The organism is Collinsella aerofaciens, from assembly GCF_009876115.1.
Taxonomy (GTDB): Bacteria; Actinomycetota; Coriobacteriia; order Coriobacteriales; family Coriobacteriaceae; genus Collinsella; species Collinsella aerofaciens_N.
This window is the reverse complement of the sequence record NZ_WWSY01000001.1, coordinates 59,477-77,025: the sequence shown is the minus strand read 5'-3', so window position 1 is coordinate 77,025 and position 17,549 is coordinate 59,477. Positions and strand designations below refer to the sequence as shown.

The window sequence follows — 17,549 nt, the reverse complement described above, 5'->3', positions numbered from 1 at the left end:
CCATGGACCAGACCGTACCCGCATACGCCGCCGAGGTGGCCGATTACGGGCGCAGCCGCGACCCCGAGCCGGGTGAGGGCGCGCTCGTCAAGAACGTGCGTCCCGAATCGCCCGCGTGGGATGTGGGTATCGAGCCGGGCATGCGCGTGCTCACGGTCAACGGTGAGCAGCTTACCGACATGATTGTGTGGCTCTGGGAGGCCGACGATGATACCGTCGAGCTCGAGGTTTTCGACCCGCGCGACGGCACCGTCACCCCCGTCGAGCTCGACCGCTTTCCCGGCGAGGATTGGGGTTTGGAGTTCGATGGCCCCATCTTCGACGGCATGCGTACCTGCGTCAACGCCTGCGTGTTCTGCTTTATGACCATGCTCCCCAAGGGCGGCCGCTCCACGCTCTATATTCGCGACGACGACTATCGCCTAAGCTTTTTGCAAGGCAACTTTGTCACGCTTACGAACCTCACCGACGAGGACGTGCAAAACGTCATCCAGCGCAACATGAGTCCCATGAACGTGTCGGTCCATGCCGTGAGTCCCGATGTCCGCCGCCGCATGATGGGCCGCAACGCCCAGCGCGGCATGGACGTGCTCGAGGCCATCATGGCCGCCGGCATCGAGATTCACGCGCAGATTGTGCTGTGCCCCGGCATGAACGACGGCGAGGAGCTGGAAAAGACCCTGCGCTTTTGCGAGGAGCACGAGCAAATCACAAGCCTGGGCATTGTGCCGCTCGGTTTTACCAAGCATCAGAACCGTTTTAGCTGGTCCTACAGCGACAAGCCCGAGCTCGCGCGCGAAACCATTGCCATGATCCGTCCCTTCCAGGACCGTGCCTTCGAGCGCTTTGGCCGCCACACGTTCCAGATGAGCGACGAGTTCTATCTGGACGCCGGCATCGAGCCGCCCGAGGCAGACTTTTACGACGGCTACCCGCAGTACTACGACGGCATCGGCATGATCCGCTCCTATCTGGACGAGACCGACAACGTGCTCGCCGCCGATGCCGAGCGCCTGACCCGCGTTCGCGAGGGAATCGCCGCCCGCAGCCAGCGCCTGCTGTGCCTTTCGGGCGCCAGCGCGCGCGATACGGTCGCGCGCTTTGTGGAATCGCCGCACGGCCTCGCCGGCACCGTCACAGCCATCAAAAACCGCTACTTTGGCGGCAACGTGGACGTGACCGGCCTCATTGTCGCCTGTGACATCTTGGAGCAGCTGCCGCAAGACCTGTCGGGGGTTATGCTCTTTGTGCCTAAGCTCATGTTCAACGCTGACGGCATGACGCTTGACGAGTATCATCGTGACGATTTACTCGCAAGCCTTACCAGTCGCGGCGCCGAGGTTCATGTGGTGTCGACCATGCCGCATGAGCTGCTCGATACCCTGGAGCACATCCTTGGCATTGTGCCTGCCGACTCTACTAATTCCGCTGACCCTACCCATTAAAGGAGAGCAGATGAAACCTATCGTCGCCGTCGTAGGACGCCCTAACGTGGGCAAGTCCACGCTCGTTAACCGCCTAGCCCAGACCTCGGACGCCATCGTCCACGAGTCGCGCGGCGTCACGCGCGACCGCTCGTATCACACGGCCGATTGGAACGGCCGCGAGTTCACCATCGTCGACACGGGCGGTATCGAGCCGCTCAAGAGCGACGACGTCTTTGCTACGTCCATTCGCGACCAGGCGCTCGCCGCCGCCGAGGAAGCTGCCGTCATCCTGTTTGTAGTCGACGGCCGCACCGGCGTCACCGAGGAGGACGAGTCGGTCGCCCGCATGCTCAAGCGCTCCGACAAGCCGGTCTTTCTGCTGGTGAACAAGCTCGACAATCCTGATCGCGAGAACGACAACATCTGGGAGTTCTATTCGCTCGGCATCGGTGAGCCCACACCGCTCTCGGCCCTGCACGGCCATGGCACGGGCGACCTGCTCGACGACATCGTGGCGCTGCTGCCCGAGGAGGAGGACGAGGTCGCCGACGAGTTCCCCGACGCCCTGAACGTCGCCATCATCGGCCGACCCAACGCCGGTAAGTCTTCGCTGTTCAACCGCATCCTGGGTGCCGACCGCTCTATCGTGTCCAACATTGCCGGCACGACGCGCGACGCCATCGATACCGTCGTCGAGCGCGACGGCAAGCACTACCGCATGGTCGACACCGCGGGCATTCGCAAGAAGAGCACCGTGTACGAAAACATCGAGTACTACTCCATGGTCCGCGGCCTGCGCGCCATCGACCGAGCTGACGTGGCACTGCTCGTCGTCGACGCCTCCGTGGGTGTTACCGAGCAGGACCAGAAGGTCATGGGACTCGCCATCGAGCGCGGCTGCGCCATCGTGGTGCTGCTCAACAAGTGGGACCTGCTCGACGACGACCGCAAGCGCGAGGCCTGCATGGAGACCGTCGAGCGCCGACTGGGCGTCATGGCTCCCTGGGCCCAGTACCTGCGCATCTCTGCCCTCACCGGCCGCAGCGTCGAGAAGATCTGGGCCATGGTCGACGCCGCCGAGAAAACGCGCTCGCAAAAGATCTCCACCTCGCGCCTCAACACGTTCCTCACCGACCTGCGCGAGTTTGGCCACACCGTGGTGGACGGCAAGCGCCGCCTGCGCATGCACTACGTGACCCAGACGGGCGTCAACCCGCCGACGTTTACGTTCTTCGTCAACCACAGCGACCTGGTCAACGATACCTACCAGCGCTACGTGGAGAACCGTATGCGCTCGACCTTCGACTTTGCCGGCACGCCCATCCGACTCTTCTTTAGGAAGAAGGAGCAAAAGGATGCTTAATCCGATTCTGCTGACCGCCATCTGCGCCGTGGTCTCGTTCTTTATCGGAGCGATTCCGTTTGGCCTGATCCTGGGCCGCGTTTTCAACCACACGGACATTCGCAAGGCGGGCTCCGGCAATATCGGCACCACCAACGCCCTGCGCGTGGCCGGCCCCAAGGTGGCCGCGCTCACGCTGCTGCTCGACTGCCTGAAGGGCGCCATCTGCGTCCTTATCGCCCGTCTGCTCATCGCGAGTGTGGGCTATGGCTTCCCTGTGAGCATCATGGCTCCCGGCGCTCCGGGCGACTGGATGCTCGGTGTCATCTGCCTGGCAGCGGTGTGGGGACACATCTTCTCGCCCTACCTCAACTTCCATGGCGGTAAGGGTATCGCCGTGGGCCTGGGCGTGATTCTTGCCTGGTACTGGCCCATTGGCCTGTCGCTGCTGGGCATGTTTATCGTGGCCGTCGCCATCACCAAGTACGTGTCGGTGGGTTCACTTGCCGCCGCCATCGGTCTTCCCATCGCTGCCTGCGCGGTCTTTCCGTACAGCAGCCTGGGCCTCAAGTTTTGCATGGCGATGATCGGCATCACCGTGGTGTGGGCCCATCGCGCGAACATCAAAAAGCTCATGACCGGTAAGGAGTCCAAGCTCTCGTTTACCAAGCGCGTCACCGAGCCCGACGATAAGTAGGAGAGAGTCATGAATGTTGCGCTGATTGGCTCCGGCTCCTGGGGAACTGCCGTCGCCGGCCTTGCGGCCGCGCGAGCCGAGCGCGTGACCATGTGGGCCCACAGCGAGCAGACGGCCGCCGGCATTAACGGCGAGCACCGTAATCCCCGCTATCTGGTGGACTACGTGCTGCCGGAAAACGTTGTCGCCACGACGGACCTAGCCCAGGCGCTCGACGGTGTCGAGGCTATCATCTTTGCCGTGCCTTCGACGCATCTGCGCGACGTCTGCCACCAGGCGGCGCCGTTCATCGCGGACGAGACGCCGGTTCTGTGCCTCACCAAGGGCATCGAGCCCGAGTCCGGCCTGCTCATGAGCGAGGTCATCGCCAGCGAGATCGGCAACGAGTCGCGCGTTGGGGCACTTTCGGGCCCCAACCACGCCGAGGAGATCTGCCGCGGCGGGCTTTCGGCCGCCGTCATCGCCAGTGAAGACCAGCAGGTGGGGGAGACCTTTAAAGAGCTGCTGCTTTCCACGGCCTTCCGCATCTACCTGTCGCAGGACATGACCGGCGTCGAGGTCTGCGGCGCCATGAAAAATGTCATCGCTATCGTATGCGGCATCTCTGCCGGCTCGGGTGCGGGCGATAACACACTCGCTCTCATCATGACGCGCGGCCTGGCCGAGATCAGCCGCCTGGTACACGCCCGCGGCGGCCAGGCCATGACCTGCATGGGACTCGCCGGCATGGGCGACCTTATCGCCACCTGCACCTCCGAGCATTCGCGCAACCGCACCTTTGGCTACGAGTTCGCTCATGGCGTGTCGCTCGACGAGTACCAGGCACGCACGCATATGGTGGTCGAGGGCGCCGTCGCGGCCCGCAGCGTCAGCGAGCTCGCCCGTTCATTGGGTGTAGACATTCCGCTCACCTTTGCCGTGGAGCAAACGCTCTACAACGGTGTTACTTTGGATAGGGCGCTCGAGATTCTAACCGACCGCGTTCCCTCCCAAGAGTTCTACGGACTCACCGACTAGCGCAGAAAGGCTTCTACCATGGGTTCCATCAAAATCGCTCCGTCCGTCCTTTCGGCCGATATGGCCAACCTCAAAGGCGAGCTCGACAAGATCGCCGGTGCCGACTACGTGCACTTCGATGTTATGGACGGTCACTTTACCGGTAACCTCACCTTTGGCGTCGACATCCTCAAGGCCGTCAAGCGCTCCACCGATGTACCGGTCGATGCGCACCTGATGGTGTCGAACCCCGACGAGACGGTCGATTGGTACGCCGACGCCGGTGCCGACATGATCACCGTGCACTACGAGGCCTCCACGCACCTGCACCGCACGCTCACCCATCTGCAGCAGCGCGGCGTCAAGGCCGGCGTGGTGCTCAACCCCGCCACCCCCGTGTGCGTACTCGAGAGCATCATCGACGTTGTCGACATGGTGCTGCTCATGAGCGTGAACCCCGGCTTTGGCGGCCAAAGCTTTATCCCTGGTACTATTGCCAAACTGCACGAGCTTACGGCCATGTGTGAGCGCCACGGCGTTTCGCCCCTGATCGAGGTCGATGGCGGTATCTCTTCCAAGAACATCGCCGAGGTCGTCAAGGCCGGCGCCAACGTGCTCGTAGCCGGCTCCGCCGTATTTAAGTCCGAAGATCCCGCCGCCGAGGTTGCGCTGCTGCAGAAGCTGGGCAACGAGGCCGCACAGGAGGCATAAACCCTTATGACCGCAGGTCAAAACCGCATACCCGTGAATCTTGACTATGCCGCCTCGACGCCCATGCGCGTCGAGGCGCGCCTTGCACAGCGCGAATATGACGACAGCGAGCTTGCCGGTGTCAACCCCAACTCGCTGCACTCGCTTGGCCGCAAAGCCGCCGCACGCCTAGAAGTCGCCCGTCGCGACATCGCCCGCAGCTTTGGCGCGCGCGTCCGCCCGTCCGAGATCATCCTTACCAACGGCGGCACCGAGGCTAACCAGCTGGCGCTGCTCGGTCTTGCCGAGGGCGCTCGTCAGCGCGATCGCAAGCGCGATCGCGTAATCGTTTCGGCCATCGAGCACGATTCGATTCTGGACAACCTGCCGCTGCTGCGTGCCGCCGGCTTTACCGTCGACCTGGTGCAGCCCTGCCGCGCGGGCTACATTGAGCCTGCCGCGCTTGTCGAGCTGTTGGGCGACGACGTTGCGCTTGTGAGCGTTATGGTCGCCAACAACGAAACCGGCGTGGTGCAGCCCATCCGCGAGCTGGCCGCCGCCGCACATGCTGCCGGCGCCTTGTTTCATACCGATGCCATCCAGGGCTACTTGCATATTCCGCTCGATGTCACCGAGCTGGGCGTCGACGCTATGACCGTTGCCGCGCACAAGATCGGCGGCCCTGTGGCTTCCGGCGCGCTCTACCTTAAGAACCGCACGCCGCTGCGTCCGCGCATCTTTGGCGGTGGACAGGAAGCCGGCCGTCGTGCCGGTACGCAGGATCTGCGCACGCAGCTGGCTTTTGCCGCTGCCGCCCGCACGCTGGCGCCCCATGTGGCCCAGGAGCGTGCGACGCTGCAAGCCCTTTCCGATAAGCTCTACGCCACGTTTACGGCCCATCCGCGCATTCACGCCACCATGGGCGACTACGCGCAGGCGGATCGTTTGCCGGGTATGGTTTCGATTTATGTCGACGGCATGGACTCCGAGGAGCTCATCATCAAGCTCGATGCCGCCGGCTTTGAGGTTTCGGCCGGTTCTGCCTGCTCGAGCGGAAGCATGGACCCGAGCCATGTGCTCAGCGCCATGGGCATTGGCCGCGAGCAGGCGTTGGGCGCACTGCGCATCTCCTTCGATGACCGCGTGAATCCGGACGATCTGGACAACTTTGCCCAGACGCTGCTCTCAATCGTAGGTGCCGCATGATCGTCGCCGAACTCGAGCGTGCGCTGCTGGCACGCTATCCCAAGACTGACGCCGAACCCTGGGACCACGTAGGCTTATCCGTAGGCGACCCCGACGACGAGATCCGCGGCGTGGCCTGCACGCTCGACGCTACCGAGGCCAACGTGCAGCGCGCCTTGGAAGCCGGCGCCAACGTGCTGCTGACGCATCATCCCATCTATATCAAGGCGCCCGAGGCCTTTTGCCCGCCCAGCGCGACGCGTCCCCAGTGCAGTGCGGCGCTGTACGAGGCAGCTCGTTGCGGCGTGAGCATCATCTCGCTTCACACCAACCTGGACCGCTCGCACGAAGCGCGCGTTCGCCTGAGTGAGCTGCTGGGCGCTGAGCCCATGAGCTCGTTGGAGCATGTGGACGACCCCGAGGCCTGCGGCCTGGGCGCGTTAGCAACGCTCAACGAACCGTGTACGCTGCGCGACCTTGCCACGCGCGCCGCCACGGCGTTTGGCAGCGACCCCCGTGTTTGGGGCGAGGCCGATTACCCGTGCCGGACCGTTGCCATTCTGGGCGGCTCCCTGGGTGACTTTGGAGAGCTTGCCATTGCCGCCGGTGCGGATGTTGTCGTGACGGGCGAGGCGGGCTACCACGTGGCGCAAGACCTTGCCTTGCGCGGGCTGCCAGTGGTTTTGCTCGGCCATGACCGCTCCGAGGAGCCGTTCGTTGATATATTGATGAACTCTGCAGTTGACGCCGGGGTCGACCCCCGTCATGCGATTAAAATACTGAACCCTTGCCAATGGTGGACTGTGACAAAAGGAGAGAACTTATGAGCGCCGGCGCTACGCTACTCAAGCTGCAACAGATCGATTTGGAGCTCGCCCGCAACAAGAGCGAACTTGCCAATATGCCGGAGCTCAAGGAGCTCGCTTCCAAGCGCAAGACCTATGTGAAGCTCAAGTCCGAGATGACCAAGCTCTACGCCCAGCGCAAGGATCTGGATATCGAGCTCGACGACCTCAACACCACCGAGATTCAGACCAATAACGCCATCGAGGCCGCCAAGAAGCGCCACGTTGACGGCTCTGACTACCGCGAGGTTCAGGACCTGGAGAACGAGCTCGCCACCCTGGCCAAGCGTCTGGACAAGATCGAGCACACCCGCAAGGACGTCGTAGTCGCCCACAAGGAGGCGCTCGACCGCGAGGCCCGTGCGCAGGCCATCATCGCCAAGTTCGAGGAGGGCGTGAAGGCCGATACCAAGGCCGCCCGCGCCAAGGCAGCCGACCTCCAGGCCCAGATCGATGCCGCCACCAAGGAGCGCACCGCGCTGGCCGCTACGCTGCCCACCGACGTGCTCAGCGACTACGAGCGCCTGCTCAAGCAGTTCCGCGGCCTGGCCGTCGAGACCATCAAGGGCAACATCCCCACGGTCTGCCACACCGCGCTGCAGGCGTCGTCCATGAGCGACCTCAACCACGACGGCAGTGAGATTACGCACTGCCCGTACTGCCACCGCCTGCTCGTACTCCCTAGCAAGGAAGCCTAACGATGACGGCGGCACCCAACAATTCAATGCAACTTGAGGGAAAAACGATCCTGCTGGGCATTACCGGCGGGATCGCCGCCTATAAGTCGTGCAATATCGTGCGCCTGCTGCAAAAGCGCGGCGCGCACGTCAAGGTCGTCATGAGCGAGCGTGCCACTGAGTTCGTGGGGCCGCTCACCTTCCGTGCGCTCACCAATGAGCCGGTCGCGGTTGGGCTATTCGACGACCCCTCCGACCCCATCCACCATATCTCGCTGGCGCAGGAGCCCGACTTGGTGGTCGTGGCGCCCGCAACGGCCAATATCATCGCCAAGATGGCAAACGGTATCGCCGATGACCTCATCTCCACTACGCTGCTTGCCACGCCGCGACCCATCGTGATCGCCCCCGCCATGAACAACGGCATGTGGAGGGCACCGGCGACGCAGGCCAATATGGCCACGCTGCGCGAGCGCGGCGTTCACGTGGTTGGCCCCGGTAGTGGCTACCTTGCCTGCGGCGACGTTGACACGGGACGCATGAGCGAGCCCGAGGACATCGTCGAGGCCATCTGCGAGGTGCTCAATCCCGTGCCCCAAGACCTTGCAGGCAAGCGCATCGTGATCACCGCCGGTCCTACGCATGAGTCGATCGATCCCGTGCGCTTCATCGGCAACCGTTCGTCGGGCAAGATGGGCATCGCCCTGGCGGGGGAGGCCGCTCGCCGCGGTGCTGCGGTCACGCTTGTGCTGGGGCCGACATCGCTCGATGTTCCACGCGGCGTGGAGTGCGTACGCGTGCAGACCGCCGCAGAGATGCTGCAGGCAGCGCTCAGCGCCTTCCAGACGGCCGATGCAGCCATTTGCGCGGCTGCTGTCGCCGACTACACCCCCGCGGCCCCGGCGGACCATAAGCTCAAAAAGGCCAACGAGCGCCTGGATCGCATCGAACTGGTCGAGACGGTCGATATCTTGGCCGAGCTCTCGCGCCAAAAGGGGGAACGGTGCGTGATCGGATTTGCGGCCGAGACCGATAACGTTGTCGAGTACGCCGAGCGCAAATTAGCCCGCAAGGGTTGCGATGCCATTATCGCCAACGATGTTTCGCGCGCCGATTCGGGCTTTGGAACCGATACCAACAAGGCCTGGATTGTGAGCACAACGGGTACGAAAGAACTTCCCGTTCTAACAAAACCCCAGCTCGCAGATACAATTTTGGACTTGCTTCAAAATTTGTAAAAAAGTTCTTGCACAAGGACAAAGTTTCGGGTTAATATACTTCCTGTTGCAAGCGAGAGCAGAGCAACAAACAAAAGCTTCGGGACGTGGCGCAGCTTGGTAGCGCACTTGACTGGGGGTCAAGGGGTCGCTGGTTCGAATCCAGTCGTCCCGACCAGAAGTTTGCAGGTCAGGCACCTAGTGCCTGACCTTTTTTGTTTTAAGCAATTGCTTAATTTTGTTTAAGCAACAGGGTGCCAAAAATCTACCTGCGCGATAATCGCCTTTTGCGGCTACTTGCGCGTTTTGCACACGCTTGAGCCGATTTATTAACGCGATATGAATCTACATACGCGTAGCTGGTATGCAGCCGAGTACAGGCTGTATTTATCGCGGCGATTAACACAGATATAGCGACTGTAACGGACAAGCGTGTCGCTGTATTTATTCCAGTAGTTCACTTGATCGGTGGACAAGTGGGCGATTGCAACGAAACCCCAAGCGGGATGGGCTCTATACGAGGATGCCATAGTGGTAATGGCGGGGGAGTGCAGCAGGCGCTCTGAGAGCCGCTGTATGACCCCATGTCTCCTCAACTCGATAATTTGTGTTTCAAGCCACGAATCGGTCGAGCAATTGCCAAAAGAAAGGCCCATGCAGGATTGCACGGGCCTTACATCAGATCAAATTTGAGCTAGAAGCACCAAGCGGGGCAGACGCAACACCATCTCGTCGCGGCCTCGGCGAGCGACATATCGCAGTCGAGGTAGACATCGAGGAAATCGTCAGATCCCGCACAGGGGGACCGCGATGGTGGCCACCGCACCGCCCGAGGGGCCGTTGGCGAGCGAGACGGAGCCCCCGTGGGCGCTCGCGGCCTCGGAGGCGACGTGGAGGCCGAGCCCGTAGTGGCGGCCTCCGTCACGCGAGGAGCGGGAGGAGTCGTCTGTGAAGAGGCGCTCGCAGCCGCGTTCGAGGGCGGCGGGAGAAAAGCCCGGTCCGTCGTCGGCAACCTCGATGACGAGGTGCCCGCCCGCGACGTCGCAGGAGACAGCCACGCGCGAGCGTGCGTGCTCGGCGGCGTTGGCCACGAGGTTCGCGGCGGCTCGCGCAAGGGCGGTTCGGTCGAGCGGGGCCTCGGGCGCGCCCGCGACAGCGGGGCCCGTGGCCGCGTCGAGCGTCACGCCTCGCGCCCGGGCGATCTGGGCGGCCTCGGCGAGGACCTGCTCGCAGAGCTCGGCCGGCCGCATGGGGGCCCTCTCCGCCCCGCCGGACCCGCGCGAGGCCTCGATGAGGAGGCACACGTAGCCGTCGAGCCTTTCGACACTGCCGGCTATGTCGCGCGCGGCGGCCGCGAGGTCGGCGTCTTTCTCGTCTTCCAGCTCCTCCGCCACGAAGTCGGCGTTGGCGCGCAGCACGGTAAGCGGCGTCTTGAGGTCGTGGGCGAGCGACGCCATCTGCTCGCGCTGCCCCCGCTCCGCGGCCCAGCGAGCCTCGAGCGACTCGGCGAGGGAGGCCCGCATGGCGTCCATCGCGGCGAGGACGTCGTTCACCTCGCGCACGTTGGTGCTGCCGACCGCGAAGTCGAGCTCCCCCGCGCCGACGCGCCCCGCCGCCTCCGCGAGCGGCGCCATCTTGCGCGAGATCACGCGGCTCGCGCGGCGCGCCACGAGCGCGAGCGCGAGCGCGCTTCCCGCCGTAGCGCCGACGAGCATGAGGTTCTGCGGGTTGGGAAGCAGGCTGGCGAGATCGCGCGAGACCCACTGCGGCAGGTACTCGCTGACGAGTGCGCAGGCCCCGCCGCCCTTGAGCGGGAACGCAGCGTAGGTGAGGCCCGAGCCCCCGCCCTCGATCTCCACTGTGCCCGGATCCGCGGCGAGTGCCGTACTGGCCATTTCCGTCGCATCCTCGAGCCGCGTACCCTCGAGGTCTGTCATCATCACGTTTCCGTCCTTGTTCAGGATGAGGTAGCGGTAGGCCGTCGGCACGTCCTGCTGCCCGCAGACGCCGTCGCGTGCCAGGCCCTCCGCGACATCGCGCGCATTGGCCGGCCCCCAGCTTGCCTCGTAGACATAGCCCGCGTTGATCGCCACGGAGAGCACCATGAACGAGGCAAGCCACGCCGTGGCGACCGCCGCGAACGCGTAGGCGAAGTAGCGCGCGATGACGAAGGAGAGCGGCATGCCCCCGCGACCTCGCGCCCCGATCCTCAGAGCTGCCACTTGTACCCCATCCCCCAGACGGTCGCGATCGGATCGGCGCCGGCCTCGGAGAGTTTCCTCCGGGCGCGGCTGACCTGCATGGATATGGCCGCATCGTCGGCGTCGCTCTCCCAGCCGAGCACCGCCTCGCGTATCTGCGCGCGGCTCATGACCTGCCCGGGGTGACGAGCGAGGTACTCGCAGATGGCGTACTCGGTGGGCGTGAGCGGCACGGCCTCGCCACCCACGGCGAGGCCGCGCGCCCCGAGGTCGATCCGCACCTCCCCGAAGGAGAGGGCGTGCGAGCGCGGCCGGCGCTCACGGCGTAGATGGGCCGCGACCTTGGCGCGCAGCTCCGCGGCCCCGAAGGGCTTGCGGACGTAGTCGTCGGCGCCCAGGCCGTAGCCGGCCACAGCATCCTCCTCGGCCACGCGAGCGGTCAGGAAGACGATGGGCCCGTCGAAGTCCGGGCGGATCTGCCGCACGAGCTCGAAGCCATCGAGCCCCGGCATCATGACGTCGCAGAGCACGAGGTCGAAGCGCGAGAGGTCCATCCCCGGGACCGCCGTCGGGTCCGCCTCCCTGACGACCTCATGGCCGTCGCGGCCGAGGACGCGCGCGAGAGCGTCGAGGATCGCCCGTTCATCATCCACTGCCAGTATCCTCGCCATGTTAGACCTCCTGAAACTCTCGTCGGAATTGTACTAGCGCCGCATTCAGCGGTCCAGAGCCCCGCGCGCAGCTGCGGGCGCCAACATGACGATCTCAGGGTTGGGCAGCACGCGGTCGGCGATCGAGCGCAGCGCCGAACCCCAGCCCGCGTCGAGCAGGGCATTCCCGCCCAGGACAAACGCTGCGGAGAGGGGGACGTGCACGGCGGCGAGCGGCTTCCTATGCATCTGCCTTCCCGTCCTCGAAGCGGCAGAACCAGGCGAGAAGGGCGGCGTCGGCTGCCAGGGTGAGCACGAGGCTAGCGAGCTCAGTCGTGAGGAGAGGGCCCGCCGCGCGTGCGGCGTCGATGAAGGCCTCCACCCCGAGCGACCCCAGGCGCGCGGGCCAGGCGAGCGGCACCCAGCTCAGGGGCGTCGCCAGGGCACCGGTAAGCTCGCCGGTCATGAGGCCGTGCGCAAGTCCGCCCACCGAGAAGAACGCGAGGAGCACCCCCGCCGCGCCGGCGCCGATGGCGGCGTTGCGGCCGAAGCGCAGGGCCACGCCGAGCCCCAGCGCGTAGAGGGGCAGGCTGCCCAGCACGATGCCCGCCCAGGCGGCCGCAAGCGGAGCGGGCCCGAGCGGCAGGCGCCCGGCGACGGCGAGCACGGCCCCGAACACGCCGAGCGCCACCGCCAGCGCGCCCGCGCCGAGCGCCGCAAGGGCGAGCAGCTTCGCCGCGACGGCGCGCCCGCGCGAGGGGACCGCCGTGAGGTTGGCGAGGCGCCCGGCAGCGCGCTCCTCGTCCACGGCGAGCCCGCAGACGATGGCGGACATGAGCGGCATGAGGGCGCCGAGGAACTGGGCGTAGGCGTCCGCGCCCAGCGCCGGGTCCCATCGGGTTACGGAGAAGTACTCGCCGCAGGCAAGACCGGCTGCCAGGCCGCAGGCGAGGTGCACCGCCGAGAGCGGGGAGCGCGCCAGGCGCAGGGCCTCGGAGAGCAGGGACCGCGGGAGAGTCATGCGCGGCGTCGGGTCGGAGAGTCGTGTCATGGCCATCACCTCTCCTCGGAGCGCGCGAACCAGGCCGCGCCCACCGTCGTGAGCGCGGCGAACGCGAGCGCGCAGACCGCAAGGCCCGCCAGCGTGAGCATGCCGTCCGCCGCGAGCGCCCCGCCGAGCGCCATGTCCGCCGCGAGCGGCTCGCCGCTCGGTAGCACGGGGATGAAGCTCGTGGGGATGACCATGCTCGCCGACGGCGGAAAGAGCTGCGGCAGCGGCACCAGCGACCAGGCGAACCCACCCACGAGCTGCGCGGCGAGCGGGCAGAAGATGCCCGCGAGCATGCCAAGCCGCACCGTGAGAAAGAGCCCCGCGGGGATCATCCACGCCGCGGTCACCGTGTTGACGAGCGCGCAGAGGAGCATCGTGAGCGTGCCCGCGGCCGTGAGGCCCTGCGAGGAGAACGCCGATCCCGCGAGGTAGATGCCGAAGACCACGAGGTTCGAGAGCGTGCAGAGCGCGAGGCACCAGAGCGCCTTGGCCCACCAGGCGAGCCCGAGCGGGAAACCCAGGCCCAGAAGCCCCCGCATCCGCGTGCGAGCGTCCGCCCGCGCGACGCACGCCACCACGAGCGATAGAGACACAGGCAGGAAAAGCGCGTACCAGTAGTTCCACGCGCTGAAGATCTGCACGCCCCGGTAGGGCATCGCGCCGAGCAGCGGCATCGGCAGCGCCATAAGCACGGCCAGGCGAACCGGTGCCGCGTGGCGCGACTTCAGGGCCTCGGCGCGCAGGGCCGCGAGCAGGCCGCCTTTCTCACCCGTCATGCCGCCACCTCCCCGCGCGCTCGTCGCCCTTCCCGACAGAAGCTCATGAAGAGTTCCTCGAGGTCCTGCCCGGGACGAAGCGCATCCTCGTAGGCGAGGCGCCCCCCGCAGATGATGCCGATGGTGTCCGCCATCTGCTGCACCTCGGAGAGGATGTGGCTCGAGACGATCACCGTCGTACCCGCCGCCGCGAAGCCGCGGATCTGGTCGCGCAGTTCCTCGATGCCGATGGGGTCGAGGCCGTTGGTGGGCTCGTCGAGCACGAGCAGGCGTGGCCGGGCGATCAGCGCCAACGCGAGCCCCAGGCGCTGCCGCATCCCCATCGAGAAGCGCCCGACGCGCTTCTTCCCGGTGTCCGCGAGGTCCACGGCGGCGAGCACCTCATCTATGCGGCTCTCGGGAAGGCCCAGCAGCGTGGTGCGCACGCGCAGGTTCTCGCGCGCGGTGAGGTTGGGGTAGAGTGGCGCCTCCTCGATGAGGCTGCCGATTGCGTAGAGGTCCTCGCGGCGCCAGGCGTGCCCGGCAAAGAGAATCTCCCCGGCCGTCGGCCGCAGCATCCCGCAGATCATCTTGAGCGTTGTCGACTTGCCGGCGCCGTTGGGACCGAGCAGCCCGTACACCTCGCCCTCGCGGATATGAAGGCTCACGTCGGCCACGGCGTCCTGCGCCTGGTCGCCGCGGCCGAAGCGCTTGGTGAGCCCGCGCGTCTCGAGCATGTAACCCATGGGTTTATCCTTTCTCTTCCGGGAGCGCGGGCCGAGTCACCGTGCCCGCGCGCCTTACCTTTCGGATTCACCATCCATGGTGGGGCGCGTTTCTAACGAAGCCATAACGGCCGTTGGGTTCTTTTGGCGCCAGCCCTTCTCGACCCGCACATCATGATTAATTTGCTTAAGGCAACAACTTTCCCGATCGATGTAATCACCGAATCAAAACGTGTACATCACCCTCCAAAACCGACATTTTTCGGCATGTTTGGAGGCTGATGTACACGAATGTGAAATCAACCGCCGCCCAAAAGCGCCTTCCTCATGTCTGGACTCTCTATGCTTACGCTGGATAGACATCGCCGGAACGGGTATAGTAGCGAAAGTTTTGTCGTTAACCAGCGGGGGAGTCCTGTGGGCATCAAAAAGAAGATCAAAAAGGAGCTTATCGGCACTTCCGATTACCCGTCGAATAAGATCTTTACGATCTCCAATTTCATCACCTTTACGCGCCTGATCCTCACCCTGGTATTTCTGTACCTGTTTGTGACGGATAACAACCGCGTCATCGCCATCGTTATCTACGCCGTTGCCGCCTCTACCGACTGGATGGACGGTCAGATCGCCCGCATGACCAAGACGGTCTCGTGGCTCGGCAAGGTCATGGATCCCATCTGCGACCGTGCGCTGCTGTTCACCGGCGTACTTGGGCTGGTGGTCCGCGGAGAGCTGCCCATCTGGGTCTGCGTGCTCATTATTGGCCGCGACATCTATCTGGGCATCGGCACGCTTATCGTGCGTCATTATCACCGTCGCCCCATCGATGTCGTCTTTCCCGGAAAGATTGCCACTGCACTGCTCATGACCGGCTTCTCGCTCATGCTGCTCGGGTTCCCCGTTATCGACGGCCTGCATCTTTTACCTTCAACCCTTACGGCCTTCCCGGGCCTCAACGGAAGCTCGGTGCCCCTCGGCATCTTCTTTGTGTACGGCGGCGTGATCTTCTCCATGCTCACGGCTGTCATCTATTCCATTAAGGGCGGAGTGGCCATTAAACAGGCTCTCGCGCATCCCGAGGACGAGGACATCGACTTTCTGAACCCTGAAATCGAAGACTGATTCGTTGGGGTATGATTACGTACGGTTCATTATTTGCGGCACGTCCGCGATAAGTTAGGGGTTGTCATGGACAACATGGTTAACAATATGCCTCAGAATGATAAGACTGCTGACGCTACCTGCGTATTCCGCGTGCCTTCAAGCGACGTTACCGTTCCCGACCTCATGGCCAACGTGCGCATCACCGCACCCGTTCTGTCCATCGTCAAGGGTCCGCAGACTGGTGCCGCCTTTGAGCTCGAGGACGACGTGACCACCATCGGCCGCGATCCTGCGAACGGCATCTTCCTCAATGACATGACCGTATCGCGCAGCCACGCGCGCATTATCCGCGAGGGCCTCGGCGCTCGCATCGAGGACTTGGGCTCGCTCAATGGCACTTGGGTCGACGGTGCCATCGTCAATGCAGCCCCGCTGCACGACGGTTCTTCCGTCCAGATCGGTACGTTTACGCTCATCTACCACGAGAGCACGCCGGAGCGCATCGAAACCGGTGAGTAGGGCATGGCCGAACGCAACTATCTGAGTATCGGCCAAGTCGTCAACCTACTTCGAGGCGCATACCCCGATCTTTCGAACTCAAAAATTAGATTTCTAGAAGATGAGGGGCTCATTACCCCTCATCGTACGCCTAAGGGATACCGTCAGTACTCTAAGGAGGACGTTGATCGCCTGGAGGTCATTCTGCACTTGCAGAAGACCCGCTACATGCCGCTCAACGTGATTAAGCAGCGCTTGGAAAACGCCACGGACCTGTCAACGCTCGCCTACGAGGTGGGCTTGCTGTCCGATGTTCCGCTCAAGACGGAGCCCAAGGAGACTAAGCAAAAGCTGCATCCCATCGAGACCATTCCCGATATGCTGGGCGTCGAGATTTCGTTTATCCGCTCGCTCGCCGAGAACGACCTCATTCGCATCATCAAGAGTCCTCAGAATCGTGAGCTCGTCGATGGTCGCGATTTTCCAATCATCCGCTACTGCTCCGAGCTGTCACGCTTCCATATCGAGCCCCGCAACCTGCGTCAGTACGTGTCTTCCGCCAACCGCGAGTCCTCGATGTTCGAGCAGGTGCTCGTGAGCATGCTCGGCATGGATACCTCCGATGACGAGCGCGACGCCAAGCTCGAGCGTGCGTTTAAGAAGCTTCACGACCTGACCGAGGGTGTGCACACTGCGCTGCTCAAGAACCGCGTTTTTGAGTCTCTCAATGCCGTGGTCGAGGACGCCGACATCGATGCACTCGATGAGGAAATCACTCGCTCCGAGTCCACCAAAGCCAAAAACGAAGAGATAGCCACGCCGGCTTCGCACGAGGATTCTCTCGTAAAGCCGCTCAAGGTCGTCGCCCCTTCGCACTCCGGCACCGCCACGGCGGGCAAATAACCGCTGCCGCTTATCCGGCAACCCATTGAAAGGTCATGCAATGTACGATTTCGAATCTCAAATCGTCGACATCCCCGACTGTCCCGAGCCCGGAGTCATCTTTAAAGACATCACGCCGCTCTTTGGCAATCCCGAGGCGCTCAAAGCCATGACCGATACCCTCGCCGAGCACTTTGCCGGCATGGGAATCACCAAGGTCGTGGGTCCCGAGGCTCGCGGCTTTATGGTTGGCGTACCGGTGGCTGTGGCCCTTGGCGCCGGCTTTGTTCCCGCACGTAAACCGGGCAAGCTGCCGCGCGAGACCGTAAGCCAGAGCTACGAGCTCGAGTACGGCACCGATTCAATTGAGATCCATGCCGACGCTATCAGCTCTAAAGATACCGTGTTGATTCTGGACGACTTGGTCGCGACGGGCGGAACCGTCGAGGCAACAGGTAAACTGGTGCGAGATATGGGCGCAAAGCTTATCGGTTACGGTTGTATACTTGAGCTTGCGTTTCTCAACCCGCGCGAGAAGCTCACGCCGTCTGATGACGATGTGGAGCTCTTTAGCCTGGTGACGGTAGACTAGCCGTTACCCTTAGTT

At 63.8% G+C, this 17,549-nt stretch carries 19 protein-coding genes and 1 tRNA gene; 14 read left to right on the top strand and 6 right to left on the bottom strand.

The features are described 5' to 3' along the window. The first annotated feature begins 2 nt into the window (after positions 1-2). The 10 genes from GT571_RS00380 to GT571_RS00335 all read left to right on the top strand — a co-directional run bounded on the left by GT571_RS00380 (position 3) and on the right by GT571_RS00335 (position 9,254). Positions 3-1,445, top strand: coding sequence for a DUF512 domain-containing protein (locus GT571_RS00380; protein ID WP_161154712.1), 1,443 nt, complete (start codon positions 3-5; stop codon positions 1,443-1,445). Positions 1,446-1,455: 10 nt separating this feature from the next. Further along, positions 1,456-2,790, top strand: a complete 1,335-nt coding sequence (der, locus tag GT571_RS00375) for a ribosome biogenesis GTPase Der (RefSeq protein WP_161154710.1) — start codon at positions 1,456-1,458, stop codon at positions 2,788-2,790. Beyond that, positions 2,783-3,466, top strand: coding sequence for a glycerol-3-phosphate 1-O-acyltransferase PlsY (gene plsY, locus GT571_RS00370; protein ID WP_161154708.1), 684 nt, complete (start codon positions 2,783-2,785; stop codon positions 3,464-3,466). Before der ends, plsY begins: the two co-directional genes overlap by 8 nt. Before the next feature lie 9 nt (positions 3,467-3,475). Next, positions 3,476-4,483, top strand: a complete 1,008-nt coding sequence (locus GT571_RS00365; RefSeq protein ID WP_161154706.1) for an NAD(P)H-dependent glycerol-3-phosphate dehydrogenase — start codon at positions 3,476-3,478, stop codon at positions 4,481-4,483. An 18-nt stretch (positions 4,484-4,501) separates the two neighbouring features. After that, complete coding sequence (gene rpe, locus GT571_RS00360; protein WP_117855692.1) at positions 4,502-5,173, top strand: ribulose-phosphate 3-epimerase; 672 nt, start codon at positions 4,502-4,504, stop codon at positions 5,171-5,173. 6 nt (positions 5,174-5,179) lie between these two features. Then, the gene (locus GT571_RS00355; RefSeq protein WP_161154704.1) at positions 5,180-6,358 is read left to right on the top strand and encodes a cysteine desulfurase family protein; all 1,179 of its coding nucleotides are present in this window, start codon (positions 5,180-5,182) and stop codon (positions 6,356-6,358) included. Next, positions 6,355-7,164: a Nif3-like dinuclear metal center hexameric protein gene (locus GT571_RS00350; protein ID WP_161154702.1), complete on the top strand. Its 810-nt coding sequence runs from the start codon at positions 6,355-6,357 to the stop codon at positions 7,162-7,164. The genes GT571_RS00355 and GT571_RS00350 overlap by 4 nt, the downstream gene beginning before the upstream one ends. Further along, on the top strand, positions 7,161-7,880 hold the full coding sequence (locus GT571_RS00345) for a zinc ribbon domain-containing protein (protein ID WP_161154700.1): 720 nt from the start codon (positions 7,161-7,163) through the stop codon (positions 7,878-7,880). Before GT571_RS00350 ends, GT571_RS00345 begins: the two co-directional genes overlap by 4 nt. Positions 7,881-7,882: 2 nt before the next feature. Then, positions 7,883-9,097 (top strand): bifunctional phosphopantothenoylcysteine decarboxylase/phosphopantothenate--cysteine ligase CoaBC, encoded by a 1,215-nt coding sequence (gene coaBC / locus GT571_RS00340; protein ID WP_240136298.1) that lies wholly within the window; start codon positions 7,883-7,885, stop codon positions 9,095-9,097. An 80-nt stretch (positions 9,098-9,177) separates the two neighbouring features. After that, positions 9,178-9,254 (top strand) — tRNA-Pro (locus GT571_RS00335). 607 nt (positions 9,255-9,861) lie between these two features. On the opposite strand, the gene GT571_RS00330 is transcribed toward GT571_RS00335, so the two are convergent. From GT571_RS00330 to GT571_RS00305, 6 genes are read right to left on the bottom strand one after another with little or no spacing between them, the layout of a single operon-like run. Beyond that, entirely contained in the window at positions 9,862-11,259 is a 1,398-nt protein-coding gene (locus GT571_RS00330; protein ID WP_161154698.1) for a sensor histidine kinase, read from the bottom strand. Positions 11,260-11,285: 26 nt separating this feature from the next. Then, positions 11,286-11,948 (bottom strand): response regulator transcription factor, encoded by a 663-nt coding sequence (locus GT571_RS00325; protein ID WP_161154696.1) that lies wholly within the window; start codon positions 11,946-11,948, stop codon positions 11,286-11,288. Between the two features lie 45 nt (positions 11,949-11,993). After that, entirely contained in the window at positions 11,994-12,176 is a 183-nt protein-coding gene (locus GT571_RS00320; protein WP_161154694.1) for a hypothetical protein, read from the bottom strand. Then, complete coding sequence (locus tag GT571_RS00315; RefSeq protein WP_204987175.1) at positions 12,169-12,984, bottom strand: ABC-2 family transporter permease; 816 nt, start codon at positions 12,982-12,984, stop codon at positions 12,169-12,171. Before GT571_RS00315 ends, GT571_RS00320 begins: the two co-directional genes overlap by 8 nt. After that, positions 12,984-13,754, bottom strand: coding sequence for an ABC-2 family transporter permease (locus GT571_RS00310; RefSeq protein WP_161154690.1), 771 nt, complete (start codon positions 13,752-13,754; stop codon positions 12,984-12,986). Before GT571_RS00310 ends, GT571_RS00315 begins: the two co-directional genes overlap by 1 nt. Beyond that, positions 13,751-14,479, bottom strand: a complete 729-nt coding sequence (locus GT571_RS00305) for a lantibiotic protection ABC transporter ATP-binding protein (RefSeq protein WP_161154688.1) — start codon at positions 14,477-14,479, stop codon at positions 13,751-13,753. The genes GT571_RS00310 and GT571_RS00305 overlap by 4 nt, the downstream gene beginning before the upstream one ends. 396 nt (positions 14,480-14,875) lie before the next feature. Here GT571_RS00305 and GT571_RS00300 point away from each other — a divergent pair, with 396 nt between their 5' ends. The 4 genes from GT571_RS00300 to GT571_RS00285 all read left to right on the top strand — a co-directional run bounded on the left by GT571_RS00300 (position 14,876) and on the right by GT571_RS00285 (position 17,534). Next, positions 14,876-15,580: a CDP-alcohol phosphatidyltransferase family protein gene (locus tag GT571_RS00300; protein ID WP_089573364.1), complete on the top strand. Its 705-nt coding sequence runs from the start codon at positions 14,876-14,878 to the stop codon at positions 15,578-15,580. 66 nt (positions 15,581-15,646) lie between these two features. Continuing rightward, positions 15,647-16,081 carry an FHA domain-containing protein gene (locus GT571_RS00295; RefSeq protein ID WP_006236002.1) on the top strand — a complete coding sequence of 145 codons (435 nt, stop codon included), beginning with the start codon at positions 15,647-15,649 and terminating at the stop codon, positions 16,079-16,081. A gap of 3 nt (positions 16,082-16,084) precedes the next feature. Then, positions 16,085-16,963: a transcriptional regulator FtsR gene (ftsR, locus tag GT571_RS00290; RefSeq protein WP_117736838.1), complete on the top strand. Its 879-nt coding sequence runs from the start codon at positions 16,085-16,087 to the stop codon at positions 16,961-16,963. A gap of 40 nt (positions 16,964-17,003) precedes the next feature. Next, positions 17,004-17,534, top strand: a complete 531-nt coding sequence (locus tag GT571_RS00285) for an adenine phosphoribosyltransferase (RefSeq protein WP_161154686.1) — start codon at positions 17,004-17,006, stop codon at positions 17,532-17,534. The last annotated feature ends 15 nt before the right edge of the window (positions 17,535-17,549 follow it).